This is a genomic window from Terriglobus sp., assembly GCF_965201105.1.
Classification (GTDB): Bacteria; Acidobacteriota; Terriglobia; order Terriglobales; family Acidobacteriaceae; genus Terriglobus.
In genome coordinates this window covers 1,454,279-1,469,224 of the sequence record NZ_OZ241741.1, presented here as the reverse complement: position 1 = coordinate 1,469,224, position 14,946 = coordinate 1,454,279, and the positions used below count along the sequence as shown (strand labels likewise).

11 protein-coding genes are annotated in these 14,946 nt (G+C 61.8%); 8 read left to right on the top strand and 3 right to left on the bottom strand.

Annotated features, from left to right (window positions below; all coding sequences use genetic code 11):
* Nucleotides 1–190 precede the first annotated feature (190 nt).
* Nucleotides 191–1,096 (top strand): CPBP family intramembrane glutamic endopeptidase, encoded by a 906-nt coding sequence (locus ACOFKT_RS06435; RefSeq protein ID WP_419806583.1) that lies wholly within the window; start codon nt 191–193, stop codon nt 1,094–1,096.
* Nucleotides 1,097–1,428: 332 nt separating this feature from the next.
* Entirely contained in the window at nt 1,429–2,025 is a 597-nt protein-coding gene (gene pyrE / locus ACOFKT_RS06430; protein ID WP_419806582.1) for an orotate phosphoribosyltransferase, read from the top strand.
* 40 nt (nt 2,026–2,065) lie between these two features.
* Here the strand turns inward: pyrE and ACOFKT_RS06425 are convergent, their stop codons facing one another.
* Nucleotides 2,066–2,227, bottom strand: coding sequence for a hypothetical protein (locus ACOFKT_RS06425; protein ID WP_419806581.1), 162 nt, complete (start codon nt 2,225–2,227; stop codon nt 2,066–2,068).
* A gap of 41 nt (nt 2,228–2,268) precedes the next feature.
* On the opposite strand from ACOFKT_RS06425, the gene ACOFKT_RS06420 reads away from it, so the two are divergent.
* From ACOFKT_RS06420 to ligD, 4 genes are all read left to right on the top strand, one after another.
* A complete protein-coding gene (locus tag ACOFKT_RS06420) occupies nt 2,269–3,126 on the top strand; it encodes a PGN_0703 family putative restriction endonuclease (protein ID WP_419806580.1) in 858 nt (285 codons plus the stop codon).
* Between the two features lie 137 nt (nt 3,127–3,263).
* Nucleotides 3,264–4,331, top strand: coding sequence for an S-methyl-5-thioribose-1-phosphate isomerase (gene mtnA / locus ACOFKT_RS06415; protein WP_419806579.1), 1,068 nt, complete (start codon nt 3,264–3,266; stop codon nt 4,329–4,331).
* 130 nt (nt 4,332–4,461) lie between these two features.
* Nucleotides 4,462–4,971 (top strand): hypothetical protein, encoded by a 510-nt coding sequence (locus ACOFKT_RS06410; protein ID WP_419806578.1) that lies wholly within the window; start codon nt 4,462–4,464, stop codon nt 4,969–4,971.
* A gap of 57 nt (nt 4,972–5,028) precedes the next feature.
* Nucleotides 5,029–8,205, top strand: a complete 3,177-nt coding sequence (ligD, locus tag ACOFKT_RS06405; protein ID WP_419806577.1) for a non-homologous end-joining DNA ligase — start codon at nt 5,029–5,031, stop codon at nt 8,203–8,205.
* A gap of 284 nt (nt 8,206–8,489) precedes the next feature.
* On the opposite strand, the gene ACOFKT_RS06400 is transcribed toward ligD, so the two are convergent.
* On the bottom strand, nt 8,490–9,590 hold the full coding sequence (locus ACOFKT_RS06400) for an aldose epimerase family protein (protein ID WP_419806576.1): 1,101 nt from the start codon (nt 9,588–9,590) through the stop codon (nt 8,490–8,492).
* 130 nt (nt 9,591–9,720) lie between these two features.
* A complete protein-coding gene (locus tag ACOFKT_RS06395; RefSeq protein WP_419806575.1) occupies nt 9,721–12,615 on the bottom strand; it encodes a bifunctional YncE family protein/alkaline phosphatase family protein in 2,895 nt (964 codons plus the stop codon).
* Between ACOFKT_RS06395 and ACOFKT_RS06390 the strand changes: the two genes are divergently transcribed.
* Both ACOFKT_RS06390 and ACOFKT_RS06385 read left to right on the top strand, forming a co-directional pair.
* Nucleotides 12,616–13,413, top strand: coding sequence for a PEP-CTERM sorting domain-containing protein (locus ACOFKT_RS06390; protein WP_419806574.1), 798 nt, complete (start codon nt 12,616–12,618; stop codon nt 13,411–13,413).
* Between the two features lie 166 nt (nt 13,414–13,579).
* Nucleotides 13,580–14,917: a serine hydrolase domain-containing protein gene (locus tag ACOFKT_RS06385; protein WP_419806573.1), complete on the top strand. Its 1,338-nt coding sequence runs from the start codon at nt 13,580–13,582 to the stop codon at nt 14,915–14,917.
* Nucleotides 14,918–14,946: the final 29 nt, after the last annotated feature.

Here is a 14,946-nt window from a genome sequence, read left to right as displayed (position 1 = left end):
GGCTAAGGTGGGCGAAGCGCCACCGCCCCATGTGCCCCACCTTTGCAGCGCTCTCTGCGGAGGAGGTGGGCGGAGCGCCACGATCTCACGTGCCCCATTTTTCGCGCGCTCTTTGCGCGAAAAACGCGCTTCCGCATCGCAGAACCCTGCACCTCGCCGCTGCCGGTGAAGATCTTCCGTCGAGGGCTAAATGACACCTCCTCCAACCGGCGCGCCAGAGCACGAGCCCGACTTTACCGGCTGGAGCCCCGCACTCCATCTCGAAACGCAACGCCTCCCACGCCAGCCCCACGCCGGCTCTACCCTGATCGTCCTCGCGCTTTTCGGCCTCAGCATGCTGGTCACGGGTTCCATCGGTGTCTTACTCGCCCGCAAGCTGCACCGCCTTCCCGCAGGCGCCCTCGGAGCCTACGACCACCCGCTGCTCAGCATCGTTATCGAGTTCTTCGCCTACGGGCTCACCGCTGCCTGCGCGTACCCTCTGCTGCGTGCCTTCTGGCATCGCCCAGTCGGCCCCACTCTCCAGATGAACTGGCCGGCTGCCCGCGCCCGCGCCCCGCTCCTGGTCGGCGGCGGTCTCATCCTCGCCATCCTCGCGCAAGTTGCTGCCGCGCGCATGTCCCTGCCCAAAAACATGCCGATCGACAACTTCTTCCACCGCTCGCGCGACGTGTGGATCATGGCAATCTTCGGCACCCTCATCGCTCCGCTCGCCGAAGAGATTCTCTTCCGCGGCTTCCTGCTCAAAAGCTTTGCCATCGCGTTCGACTGGACCCGACAGTTCTTCGGCCCCGGACCCAACTCAGCCGAGCGCGTCTTCTGGCGCGACACCGACGAAACCAGCCGTGCCGCATGGATCTTCGGCGCGGTCCTCTCCAGCGCCCTCTTCGCCGCCATGCACGCCGCCCAGCTCGGCTGGGCCTGGAACGCCGTCGCCGTCCTCAGCATCGTCGGCCTCATCCTCGCCGCCGTCCGCATCCGCATGCGCTCGGTATGGGCCTCCTCTCTGGTTCACATGGGCTACAACGGCTTTCTCTTCCTCCTCGTCTTCTTCGCCACAGACGGCTTCCGCCACCTCGACAAAATCGCCCGCTAATTAAGCGGCGGACTTGCCGTGATTGGGTCGTCAGTCTTCCCCCGTGTCATCCTGACCAAAGCGCATCCTGACCAAAGCGAACGATCCGCTTTCTTCTCGGACTGCCAACACTCTGTCATTTCGACCGAAGCACCCACAGCTTCATCGTGGGTGCGGAGTGGAGAAACCTGCATTTCCAGCGCGAGTGCGAAGCACTCGCCCGAACCGGAGTTCCGTACGCATTGTCATTTCGACCGGAGCAGGACAGCTTCATCGTCCTGCGTAGCGGAGAAACCCGTATTTCTACGTCCGACTGCGAAGCACGGCTCGACCGGGCATGCCACACTAACCCCATGCCCGACGACCGCTCCGCCCTGCTCAGCATCCTCGCCCGGAAATCCTTCCGCCTGGGCGACTTCACCCTGTCGAGCGGCGCCAAAAGCGACTACTACATCGACTGCCGCACCACCACCCTCGATGCCGAAGGCGGACGCCTCTCGGGCCTCGTCCTCCTCGACCTCCTTCGCCAAAACAACATCGAAGCCGAAGCCGTAGGCGGCCTGACCATGGGCGCCGACCCGCTCGTCTCCAACCTGGCCACCGCCACCGCCTACGCCCGCCTCGCCGACCCAAGCGCTCCTCTGCTCCAAGGCTTCCTCGTCCGCAAAGCGCAAAAGACACACGGCACCGGTCGCCAGATCGAAGGCCACGTCCGCGCCGGCGCCCGCGTCGTCATCGTCGACGACGTCTGCACCACCGGCGGCTCCGCTATCACCGCCATCGAAGCCGCCGAGGCCGCCAACATGACCGTCGCCGCTGTCCTCTGCCTCGTCGACCGCGAACAGGGCGGCCGCCAAAACATCGAAGCCGCCATGCCCAACGCACCCTTCCTCTCCGCCTTCACCGCCTCCGACGTCCGCGCCGAAAAACTCCGGCAACAGGCAGGCTAAGCCTCAACCTCGGTCACCTCCGCCGAGCTGCTCCGCACCGTCAGCCGAAACTTACCGCATCCCGGGCACGCCCGTCCCTGCGGTTCAACACCTGCGAACTCAGAAACACCTTGCCGCACCCGGGACACGCAACCGCCGCATTGTTGCCGTACCAGTCCTCGTCCTTGCCCAGTGCGTTCTTGTCCAGCGATCTCATCGGCACAGCCTAACAGCTTTCGCCCTTTCATCGCCTACACTTAAGCGATGCTGCGCGCCTCCGATCCCGACCTCCCCAACACCGCCGCCGCACTCCGCCGCGAACTCAAAGCCCGCAATCTCGTCCGCTGCACCAGCTACGAACACGAACTCTCCTCCGCCGAAATCCCCTCCGTTCTCTACGCCGAAGACACATACCAAAACCACGGCAACTTCTACCCACCCGCCTACCGCCGCATCCTCGCCAACCCAGCCTGGCGAGCCCGCCTCAACAAGGCCTACACCGCCTCCGCCCGCATCCCTCACCAGCACAGCCGCACCCGCCGCGAGCTCGACACCGCAACCAGCTCCGACGCCCTGCTCATGAGCATCTTCTGCGCCCCCGGCACCCTCCGCAGCAAGCGCCTCCAATCCCTCCTGAACCTTGGCCCCAAACCGCACCTCACCTTCGGCCACCGCACTCGCATCCCGCTCACCGGCGGCTACGACGACCGCACCGAAGCCGACCTCCAGATCACCACTGCCGACCAAACCCTCCTCATCGAAGCCAAGCTCACCGAAACCGGCTTCCAAACCGCCCGCCCCGCCCTCCTCGCCCGCTACCCCGCTTTCGAGTCCACCTTCGACACTGCCCGCCTCCCCCGCAACGGCCGCAACGACTTCCTCGGCTACCAGCTCATCCGCAACATTCTCGCCGCCGACCACCACAGCGCCCGCTTCGCCCTCCTCGCCGACAGCCGCCGCCCCGACCTCCACGAACAAGCCTTCCGCATCTTCGCCGCCGTAAACGCAGCCGGCCTCCGCAGCCGCCTCCACCTCATCACCTGGCAGGAACTCGCCGCCACACTCTCGAAGCCCCTCCAGCATTTCCTCGCCACCAAGTACGGCATCGCCGCCCACGGCTGACCCGCCGTCAAGGGCCAAAAGCCCGTCCCCATACCAGAATAGGGCGCAGCCCTAGGTAGCGAAACCGTGGGCAAACAGAGCGCTGAAGGCGCGACCCATAGCCATGCCGCGGCGCTCCCCGCGTAAACTAAACCACGATGATTCCCACACTCGAATGGACCGATGAAGGCGTCCGCTTCCTCGATCAAACCAAGCTCCCGCTCGAAACCACCTACGTCCTCGCCACCACCTCTGACGAAGTCGCCACCGTCATCCGCGACATGATCGTCCGCGGCGCTCCGGCCATCGGCGTCTCCGCCGCCATGGGCATGGCCCTCGGCATCAGCCGGTCCACAGCCACCACCGTCGACGCGCTCACCCCCGAGGTCGACCACATCGCCGCCGTCCTCGCCGCCACCCGCCCCACCGCCGTCAACCTCTTCTGGGGCATCGCCCGCATTCACGACCTCTACAAACGCCTCGTCGCCGAAACCGCAGACCAGCCCGAAGCCGACCGCCTCCGCATCATCAAGCAAAAAGTCGTCGCCGAGGCCCAGCAGGTCTACACCGAAGACATCGAAACCTGCCGCACCATGGGCCGCGTCGGTCAGGACCTTCTGCCCCGCGAAGGCACTGTCCTCACCCACTGCAATGCCGGCGCCCTCTGCGCCGCAGGCTACGGCACCGCACTCGGCGTCATCCGCGCCGCGGTCGAGGCCGGTGCCGACATCCACGTGCTCGCCGACGAGACCCGCCCCTACCTCCAGGGCGCGCGCCTCACCGCCTGGGAACTCCTCCAGGACAACATCCCCACCACCGTCCTCTGCGACAACATGAGCGGCGCGCTCATGCGCCAGGGCCGCGTCCAGGCCGTCATCGTCGGCGCCGACCGCATCGCCGCCAACGGCGACGTCGCCAATAAAATCGGCACCTACACCGTCGCCGTCCTTGCGAAGGAACACAACATCCCATTCTTCGTCGCCGCACCCTGGTCCACCGTCGACATCGCCACCGCCACCGGCGACGGCATCCCCATCGAGCAGCGATCCGCCCGCGAAGTCACCCACAGCAACGGCAAGCAGATGACCCCCGACGGCGTCGGCATCGAAAACCCCGCCTTCGACGTGACCCCCAGCAAATACGTCACGGCTATCATCACCGAACGCGGCATCCTCCGCGCCCCCTACAACGACTCGATTGCTGCCATGACCGCGCAATCTGCTTGATAGAAGCATGGGTGTTGCGTTTCAAATCTTCGTATGTGGGCTGGCCCTTGTAGGTGTATTCCGGGCGGTTCGTAGCGCTTACCGCGCCCCAACACCTTCACTATGCGTACTAACGTTGCTGAGCAGTCTGTTGGCGACCCTGGGTGTCGTTTCCTTCTTGGGCGGCGGCCTTTTTGCGAACGGCATCGTGAAGGTCTCACCTAAGCTCAATTGGCCCGCTGGTCACGCCAATCACGTCGTCAGCACAACGGATGGCACCCACGCTGTCGGTTTGGAGAATTTAGGCCGGATCCAGGTATACAGCCCCACATGGAAGTTTTTGCAAGGATGGCAGATCGATGCGGAAGGTGGCGACTTCAGCATCGTCCCTCAAGCCAATAAAGAGCTATACGTGTACACCGCCCGATCGAAAATGCTCTTTGTCTACTCGGAATGCGGAGCACTCATACGTTCTGGTTCTTATGAGCAGGAATTTGCGGATGTCCCGAAAGGAGATGTAGTGAATGTGCCCACTCCATGGTTCCTTTGGCCATTCTCTAGTCCATTCACGTGCTGGGCACTCGCTGTGGTAGGTACAGGACTCACAGCAGTTCTGAAACGCTTCGGTCCGAACCAATCCATAACAGCCCCTCTGTTGTAAGCAGGCAGGGAAGAACGTTAGCGCAACCCGCATGCTCCAGACGGCCTCACACTCCACATGGCGGCCACTAAAGCATCCACCCGCGCGCACAAAGAAGCCGACCTCGCCAAAAAAGCCGGCGACGAAGTCGATGCCCAACTCGCGCGCTACCAATCCATGCGCGACTTCGAAGTCACCGCCGAACCCTCCGGCGGCAGCGCAAAGAAATCAGCCGCAAGGAAAACCGCGCCGAAGAACACCGCCCCCAACACCGGCCTCTCCGCCCTCCCCTTCGTCATCCAGAAGCACGCCGCCACCCGCCTCCACTACGATTTCCGCCTCGGCTGGCACGGCGTCCTGAAAAGCTGGGCCGTCGCCAAAGGCCCCAGCTACGACGTCCACGACCGCCGCCTCGCCGTCCAGGTTGAGGATCACCCCATGGAGTACGGCGGCTTCGAGGGCATCATACCCCGCGGCCAGTACGGCGGCGGCACCGTCATGGTTTGGGACCAGGGAACCTGGGAGCCGCACGTCGACGTCGACGAAGGCCTTCGCAAAGGCTCGCTCAAGTTCGCCCTGAACGGCACCAAAATGCACGGCAATTGGACGCTCGTCCGCATGGGCGGTCACGCCGCGCAGGAGGGCAAGCCCAACTGGCTCCTCATTAAGGAACACGACGAATTCGAGCGTGCTCCCGGCCAGCCCTGCATCACCGAGGAGTTGCCCAACTCCGCCGTCACCGGCCGCTCCCTCGAACAGATTGCCGAGGCCGAAACCCACGTCTGGAACTCCAAGGAAACCGCCGGCGAGGGCCAGGCCTGGTACCGCCAACGCGCCCGCGCCGCCGACCAGGCCTCAAGCGCCCACGCAGCACCCAGCGAATCGCCTGGTCTCAACCAAGGTCCTGGTACAGCACGTACTACCCCAGTTGTGTCATTTCGACCGGAGCGCCCACAGCTTCACCGTGGGCGCGCAGTGGAGAAACCTGCTTCTGGTGTCGCCGCGAAATCAACGGCAGCCTACCGAGATACCAGTGCCCCACCTTCGCCGCAGGCTAAGGTGGGTTCCACAAACACCGAATCCGCCGCACTCGTCAAACTCCCCAAGGAATCCCTCCCCGAATTCCTCAAACCCCAACTCGCCGCCGAGGTCGAAGAACCACCCACCGGCGAAGACTGGCTCCACGAACTCAAGCTCGACGGCTACCGCATGCAGGCCCGCAAGCAGGGAAAAACCGTCCAAATGCTCACCCGCACCGGTCTTGACTGGACCCATCGCGTCAAACCCATTGCCGTCGCCATCGGGCGCATCGCGGCGCAGAACGCCATTCTCGACGGCGAGGTCGTCGTCCTTGACGCCGAAGGCCTTTCCTCGTTCGCGCGCCTCCAGGCCTCCTTCGAGAAAGGCGAATCACACCCGCTTACCTACTTCGCCTTCGACCTGCTCCACCTCAATGGCCACAACACCCGCGACCTCCCGCTGATTGACCGAAAAGATCTCCTCCGCCAAGTCCTCGGCGAGGACGCCGAGGACCTTCGCCTCTCCGAGCACATCACCGGTGACGGTGCCGCCGTCTTCCACAAAGCCTGCGAGCTCCACGCCGAGGGCACCATCTCCAAGCGCGCCACCGGGAAGTACGCCCCGGGCCGCGGCCATGCCTGGGTCAAATCGAAGTGCCTGCACGAGCAGGAGTTCGTCATCGGCGGTTGGAAAGACCTTTCCAACGGCACTCGCGGCATCGGCTCGCTCCTGCTCGGCTACTACGACGACCAAGGCAAACTCATCTACGCCGGCAAGACCGGCACCGGCTACACCCAGAAAACGCACAAGCTGCTGCGCGACCTGCTCGACCCACTCGAGCAGAAATCTTCACCCTTCGCCGCCATCCCGAGTGAAGCCCGCCGCAACGCTCACTTCGTCCAGCCCGAACACGTCGCCCAGGTCCGCTTCGCCACCTGGACCGGCGAAAACCAGCTCCGCCAGGCCGCCTACCTCGGCCTGCGCGAGGACAAGCCCGCCCGCGACGTTCGCAAGGAAGAGGCCGCACCCACCCCCAAGCGCGACAAACACGCCGACTCCTCCCCAGTGCCTGATATTTCGACAGCAGAGCCGGACAGGCATACAGCAGAGCCTCACAGGCTCGCAGCAGAGCCGGACCTCTCCACTAAGTTGTCATTTCGACCGGAGCGCCCACAGCTCCACCGTGGGCGCGGAGCGGAGAAACCCGCATCTGGTTCCAGCACGAGTGCCAAGCCGGAGACATCCGCTACGCTTCAACCTTCCGCAGCTGCATCGCGGAAAGGCGGGGTCAGCGCAACGACCAAAACCGGCGGTTCACAAGCATCTCCGAAGCCACTCCCGATCCCAAACATCCGCCTCACTCACCCGAAAAAGATCGTCGACCCCGAAACCGAAATCACCAAAGAACAATTCGCTCAATATCTCTTCGCCGTCGCGGACCGCATGCTGCCCCACATCGCCGATCGCCCGCTGTCTCTCGTCCGCTGCCCGGAAGGATCCAGCAATCAGTGCTTCTACCAGAAGCACGTCAATCACATGCTTCCACCGGGCATCGGCTCCGTTATGGTGGCTGACAAAAAGGGCGGCCCACCCGAACCGTACATCACGCTGAACACCGTCGAGGCACTGACCGGACTGGCGCAGATGACCGTGCTCGAAATTCACCCCTGGGGCTCCACCAACCAGCACCTCGAACGACCGGACCGCATCGTCATCGACCTTGATCCCGACGAGTCGCTGCCCTGGTCGCAGGTGACCGAGAGCGCAAATGAAGTCCGCACACGCCTGAAAAAGCTGGGCCTCAAATCATTTGTCAAAACCACCGGCGGCAAGGGCCTCCACATCGTCTTCCCCGTGGTGCCAAAGTATGACTTCCGCATCATGAAAGCCTGGGCGCACGGCTTCGTGATGCAAATGGAGCGCGAGAACCCTCGCCTTTATCTGACAAAGATGACCAAGGCCGCGCGCACCGGCAAAATCTATCTGGATTACCTGCGCAACGAGCGCGGCGCCACCGCTGTCGCGCCGTACAGTATGCGTTCGCGCCCCGGCCTGCCGGTCAGCGTGCCGCTGGACTGGAAGGAACTGGGAGATTCACAGCGCCCGCGCTTCACCATCGCAAGCTTTGCAAGCGAATGGCGCGGCCGCTTGAAACGCGATCCCTGGAAAAACATCGCCGGACTTCAGCAGACCCTGTCCCGTGAGATCGTGGAACGCTTCGCAGGCAAACTCTAGAAATTCAAAAAGCTGTCAAGCTCCTGTTCAAGCTAAATCCAACGCCAAGAACCGTTTACGGCTGACATGGTATTTCCCGCACTTTAGTAAACTAGAAAAACAGCAAAAAGAGCCGGAGAGAGGGCCTCCGGCTCTTTTTGCATTTGTACCGTCAGGAAAACGCCTAAGTTGCACCACCGCAGGAACTTACAACTAAGTTCCTGCGGTGGAAGAACTTACACCTTAGCCGCCGAACTAAGTCCCATTAATTGAAGAACTTGAATTTCTTGACCCAGGGGGTAGGGTCACTTCTGCACGCCGAAGCTGAAGATGGTTTCGGAGCGCATGGTGTGGCCAGGGTCGAGTTCCGTGGTCGGGAATTTCGGGTGGTTGGGCGAGTCCGGAAAGTGCTGAGTTTCAAAGCACATGCCGCCGCGGTACGCGTACTTCTGTCCGCCGGTGCCGGTGATCGCGCCCTCTTTCAGGAAGTTGCCGGTGTAGAACTGGACGCCGGGCTGGGTCGTGGTAACGGTCAGCGTGCGGCCGCTGGTTGGATCGACAGCCTTGGCAGCAAGCTTCATCGTACCGTTGGGACCGTTGAGGACCCAGTTGTGGTCGTAGCCGCCGGCGATCTTGAGCTGGTCGTTGGTGGCGTCGATGCGTTCCCCAATGGTGTGCGGCGTGCGGAAGTCGAATGGCGTGCCGGCGACGCTGGGAAGTTCACCGGTAGGAATCAGCACATCGGTGACTGGCGTGTAGCGGTCGGCATTGATCGTGAGCCGCGTGTTGAGAATGGTGCCGTTGCCCTCGCCCGCCAGATTGAAGTACGAGTGGTTCGTCAGGTTCAGGACGGTCGGTTTGGTCGTCGTGGCGGTGTACTCGATGCGCAGGTCGTGGCCGTGCAGCGTGTAGCGCACGTGCGCGGTCAGCTGGCCGGGGTAGCCCTGGTCGCCGTCGGGCGAGACCAGCGTCAGTTCGACACCCATCGGGACTTCCTTGGCACTCCAAACCCGGTTGTCAAAGCCATCGGTGCCGCCGTGCAGAGACTGTCCGTTGTTGTTGACCGGCACATGGTACGTCTGGCCGTTCAGTGCGAATTCACCCTTGGCGATGCGGTTGCCGTAGCGGCCGACGACGGCACCGAAGTACGTGTCGCGATCGGCGAGATAGCCGGCGAGGTCCGGGTGGCCGAGCACCACATCGGCTTCCTTGCCGTTCTTGTCGGGCGCGATCACGCTCTGGATGCGGGCGCCATAGGTAATCACCTTCACCGTGATGGCGGCGTCCTTCAGCGTGTACATATCGACGGCCTTGCCATCTTTGGTGGTGCCGAATGGGGTCTTGGTAACTTGGGCGTTGGCCGTCATGGCGAGCAGTCCTGTCAGCAGCAGAGCGCGAAGAGTCATTGGTGTCCTTAGAGTGTGCCCCGGTCCGAAGCGGGCGACGCTCACCAGCGTATCGCGAGTGGACGATTTCTGGCTTGCACTGCCGGTCATGAGTGGCAACGGGCACGGTTAAGGCCGATGCCAGCGAGGGTTAGTCGTCGTCATCGTCGCCGCCGTATTTCATGGCAGCTTTGACGAGTGGACCGGGTGCGAGAACCTTGTCTTCACCGGGATAGGGGCGATTCCAACCTGTAGTTGCATACCAGGTGACGTGGTTCAGGAAGTTCGGATCAACCGAGTCGGCCTTGTCGTACTTGCCTTTCATGACCTTGGCGGTTGCCTTGAGCCACTCCTTCTCAACGGGCGTGTAGGCCGCCGCGCCAACCTGCAGTTCGGGTCCTTGATCGAGAGGAATGGTGGCGGGCACGCAGTCATACGGCGTGAGGTCGGCCTTGTCCTGAAAGGCGTCGAACATGGGCGAAGCGACCAGGTCGAACTGCGTCAGCGGCTTTGCGCCCAAGATGTTTTCGATGGTGCGGTTGATGTTTTCCGCGGTGTAGGTGGTGTGAATCGCCCTGCCCTGGCCCGGTGCCTGCGGTGCAACGGTATAAGGGCTTACGACATAGACCGGCTGGCGATGGCCGTCGACATGATCGGTTCCAGCCTGCGAATCATCCTCTTCGACGAAGACGGCGGACTTGTCCCAGACCTTGCTGTGGCTGATGGCCTCGATCATGCGGCCAAGCGCCAGGTCGTTGTCGGCCTGGTAGTTGAGCGGATAGGGATGACCCTTCGACGTGCCGGCGGTGTGATCGTCCGGGAGCCACAGGATGGTGAGGTTCGGAACTTGGTTAGCCGCGTCCATTCGCTTGAACTCCTTGATCCAGTAGTCGGCGCGGTACTGGTCGGGAATATCGAGGTTGAACGGCGGGAAGTGTGGGTCCATGATCTTTGCCGCGGACGGGATGGCGGAGGTGACATGGATGGCGTCGTCGGGCACGATGCAATCGGAAACGGGCGCCTTGCCTTCCTTGCAGAGTGAGGTTTTGTAGAAATCAGTCCAGGTGTAGTTCGAGCCGTCTGCCTTGCGCGCGACAGTGGTGTCGCTGCTCCACTCGCCGTACATCCGGGCGGTCATGCCCATGGCGGCGACCTCGGTCCAGAGGAAACCCCTGGGTGTGTTGGTGAGCGCATCGTCTGCCTCGCCGCCAGGGTAGGAACGGATCCAATCGGGGGAAAGGATGTCGTTGGAGTAGAAGGAGCCGGACATGCCGATCCATGGGTGCCCGTCGGCAGACTGGCGGCTGGGAGCGTAGACGTTGTCGAGCAGCGGAAATCGCTTGACCAGGGCATGCTGGTTGGGGACGGCAGGGGCGAATACCGCAAGTTCCGAAGCGCCGTTGCCCCACGCCACGTCACCCAGCATCTGGTCGTAGGTGCGGTTCTCTTTGATGATAAGAAAGACGTGCTTGATAAGCGACGGCTCGCCGATGTGTTTGGGAACGGCCACGGGGGCGGCGTTCGTGTTGACGAACTGTGGACCGACCTCGATGTTTGTGGTCAGGTCCCAGTGATTGTTCTGAAAAACCTGTTTGGTATACGCGGCCAGGCTGCCGGCATTGAGCTCGGGGATAAGGTTCACGACGCCCATGTCGGCGTGGGTGTTGTACCCGACGACGCCGTTTTTCGTGGTGGTGCTGCCGCGTGAGCCGAGGCCTTTGTCGTCGGCGATGACAAGCTGTTTGCGAACCTGGTCGTATGCGATGGACGTGGGAAAGTATGCGGTGGGGATGTAGCCGATGACCGGGTGCGCGTCGCGCCCCTGCAGATCGACAACAGCAACGGCGTTGGCCTGGCCAAGCGTGACATAGGCTGTGCCGCTTGCGGTGACCGCGACGCCGTTGGGACCAGAACCAAAGGTGCCGCCGGCAATGGGCACGCTCAGGTCGATGGTGCGAACCACCTTGTTGGTCCCGAGGTCGATGATGGAAAGGCTGTCGCTGTACGAGTTGGCAACGAAGAGCCGCGAACCGACTACGGTCATGCCCGCGGGGTGAAGACCGACGGCGATTGTGTTGGTCTGCCTGCCCGAGGTGAGGTCGACGACGGAAACCGTGCCAGAGGTTGTGAATGCGTCGGTGTGGTCGACCACGATGGGCGTGCCGTCAGAATCGTTGGTGAAGTCGGCCGACGTGGCGGGGCGACCGCCCTCGTTGCTGACGTACGCGAAGTTACCGTGGACGACGACGCTGTTGGGAACGTTGCCGACGGGGATTTGCGCGGTGAGCCTGGCGGGCGATGCCGCGAGGTCGATGACGCCAAGCGTGTTTGCCGCATTCAAGGCGACATAGGCGCGCTTGCCATCGGCGGAGAAGGCGATGCCGCCGGGATTAATGGCCTTTGCGTTGTGATAGGTGCGCCCGTCGGCCGGGGGCGGTGGCAGTGCTACCCGCTGCTGATGGCTGAGTAGACCCGTCTTCCTGTCGACGTTCGCGATGGAAACGAAGTTGTTGTTCTGGCTGAAGAGCAGCTTCGTTCCGTCGGCGGAGTACGCGATGCCGGCGAAGGAGCCGGCGCTGCGGTCCTTGGCGGTCGCGGTGGCTTCTCCTTCCGGGATGAAGCGCTGCAGCACCTGCCCGGTCTGCGTGTCGACGATGATGATCGGCTGGGGCGACCCCATCAGAAGGACCGCGGCGCTATGAGCCGCCTTGCCGGGGTTCAGGGCGATGGCTTTGGCACGCACCGGCGAACCGAGTTCGATGAGCCTGCCCGCCGGCGTCAGGGTCTGATTGTCGGAGGCGACGATCGAGCCATCTTGTTGCGGTCCCACCGTCCGCTCAGGACTGCTGACATTGGACTGGCTGTTGTTCCGGGTATCGCCATTCTTCGCATTGCCGATGACTTCGTCTTTTGGCGGTGCGACCTTGAAATCGGAATTGCCAGATTGCGGGCGCGCCGTCTGGGCGAACATCGCAAGCGAGCAGGCGACCATTGAAAACGCGGCGAACCGGAGAGCGGGCCTGGGCAGGGCGAGGAACGGATGCACGTGGAGACCTCTGAATCCGTAGGTATACATCAGCGTTATGAATCTCTGATGATGCCTGCCTTTTTGAGCGTGTACATGCCGATGGCGTTGCCGTCTTTCGTGGTGCCGACTTTCAATGCGCGCGTATTACACCTTCAGGTGATTACTTTTGGCCTCCATCCAGAGTTACTCTTCGCTTGCTGGACTGCGCTAAAAGGAGCAATCAGGAACATGAAATTGTGGGCTGTCATCGCGATCGGGTTCGGGCTTTGTGCGGGCCTGCAGGCAGAGACGGTGTCCCCGGTCGGAGGTTCGTCTCACGGCTTCTCCGGGTCGGGAACGCTCTATGCCTCACCGAATCAAACAGGGGACGGCAGCTACACAATCACCGGGATCGATGGGTCGGGTGTGACGGGCTTGATCGGAGCAGGTGGTTTCGATGGCAACGACAATCAGCTGCGTCCGGGTGCCTCGCCCACATTGGGTAGCGGCGGCTTTGCTTTTACCGACACGATGGGCGACACCGATTTCCAAGTGAACATCTTCGGAAATGCGGATGGGACGTACGGGATGCATGTTCTGGACTCGGATGGCGTCCGCACTGACGATAGCGTGACCTTCACGCTGGGTAGTCCGACGAGCAGCAGCGCGCTTCACAGCTTTCTGATGAGTCAAGGGGACGTGATGAGCGGAACGCAGGCGTTCTTATTCTCATTCGATACGCAGGAGACTGCGGCCACGCCTGAACCGTATTCCATCGCTCTGGTCGGCACCGGGCTGCTGGGCGTTGCAGGCGTAATGCGCAGGCGCTTCGTGTAGGCTTTCGCAATCCATATGGCAGCGGGGTAGGGTTTTACTAGGCTTGTTACTTCCCATAATGCGACTTTCCGATACCTAGCAGTTCGCGGTCAAGCGGGTACGATGTATCATGCTTTGTCTCCAACTATGGCAGGTAGCGTTTCGCGCTCTCCCCATAAGCCTAGCCGTGCTTTCCGTATCACCTGCTCGTGCACAGACATCAGAGCAGGTGCATGAAGTGGTGCAGTTCTACGCTGATGAGGACCACTTCAGCGGAAATGTCGTTGTCTTTCACGAAGGGCGCGTGATCTGCAACGAAAGCCGTGGGTTGGCGAATCAGGTATGGAGCATTCCCAACGCCCCGAATACCCGCTTTGCGATCGGCTCAGTCACAAAGCAGTTCACCGCAGCCGCGATCCTGCTCTTGCAGGAACAAGGTCGCCTCAAGACGAGTGATCCTATAGCCCTGTATTACAAGCAAGCGCCCACGGCCTGGAAGGAAATCACAATTCGGGAACTTCTTCTCCATAACTCCGGGATCCCGGAAGAGCTATTTGCGGTCGGTTCGGCTGGATTTGAGCGTGGCTCGCACTCTCCGGAGGAAGTTGTACAAGCGGCGGCTAAGAGGCCGTTAGCCGCTACGCCAGGAACCCGGACTGCTTACAACAACGTTGAGTATGTCCTGCTTGGACTCATCATCGAACGGGTGAGTGGGGAAGATTACGCGAGCTTTCTGAAAAAGCATGTCTTCGAGCCGCTGAACATGCCGGATACCGGAGTGGGCTGGTTGCCGCGAGTTATCCCGCGCCGCGCTTCTGGGTACACAGCCGTCGGCTCCGACGCCCAAGAAGCGGAAGCGTTCACCGGCACCGCTCTCGGTGGTGCCGGTGAAATGTACTCTACCGGAGCAGATCTCGCCCGCTGGCTCATCGCATTGCACGGCGGCAGCCTTCTGAAGCCCGAGTCACTTGCTGAAATGACTACTGCCGACACAGACGGCTTCGGTTATGGACTAAGCGTCTCGACGCAATACGGCTTGCAAGACATCGGTCATGCGGGGGACGTGCCTGGTTTTCACGTTTCTACAGAGTATTTTCCTGCACGCAAGACAGGGATCATCGTCTTGACGAATGTCGCCTCAGGCCGTGGCACCCCGGGAACTTACGCCATCGCAAACGATCTAATGAGTCTCGTCAGTGACAGCAAAGCTATAGTCCGATCTACGGGGCGAGAAGTCCCTCTGACGTCGTTTCTTCAGCAGGCGTACGCGGGCCGATACCAAGATGCGACTGGAGAACAGATCGAAATCTCACGTTTAGGCGATCACCTTAAGCTCGTGCCGCGACTCCCAGGAAAGTCGCCATCCACGCTCAGAGCAGAATCACCCAACCGCTTCTATTTCGCGGAGTGGGATGGAGAAGTGCAGTTTTATCGCAACAACGGTGGAACCCTGCAAATGATCATCTTCGCGTATCCCAACGAGACAGCTACGGTCTGGAGCAAAATTCCGGACGGGGATAAGTAACGAGAAACGCCATTTTCGGAAGTTGGCAA

Excerpts from the sequence above, each read along its gene's own strand:
- ACOFKT_RS06435 (WP_419806583.1), top strand. The coding sequence starts at position 191 with ATGACACCTCCTCCAACCGGCGCGCCAGAGCACGAGCCCGACTTTACC.
- pyrE (WP_419806582.1), top strand. The coding sequence starts at position 1,429 with ATGCCCGACGACCGCTCCGCCCTGCTCAGCATCCTCGCCCGGAAATCC.
- ACOFKT_RS06420 (WP_419806580.1), top strand. The coding sequence starts at position 2,269 with ATGCTGCGCGCCTCCGATCCCGACCTCCCCAACACCGCCGCCGCACTC.
- mtnA (WP_419806579.1), top strand. The coding sequence starts at position 3,264 with ATGATTCCCACACTCGAATGGACCGATGAAGGCGTCCGCTTCCTCGAT.
- ligD (WP_419806577.1), top strand. The coding sequence starts at position 5,029 with ATGGCGGCCACTAAAGCATCCACCCGCGCGCACAAAGAAGCCGACCTC.
- ACOFKT_RS06400 (WP_419806576.1), bottom strand. The coding sequence starts at position 9,590 with ATGACTCTTCGCGCTCTGCTGCTGACAGGACTGCTCGCCATGACGGCC.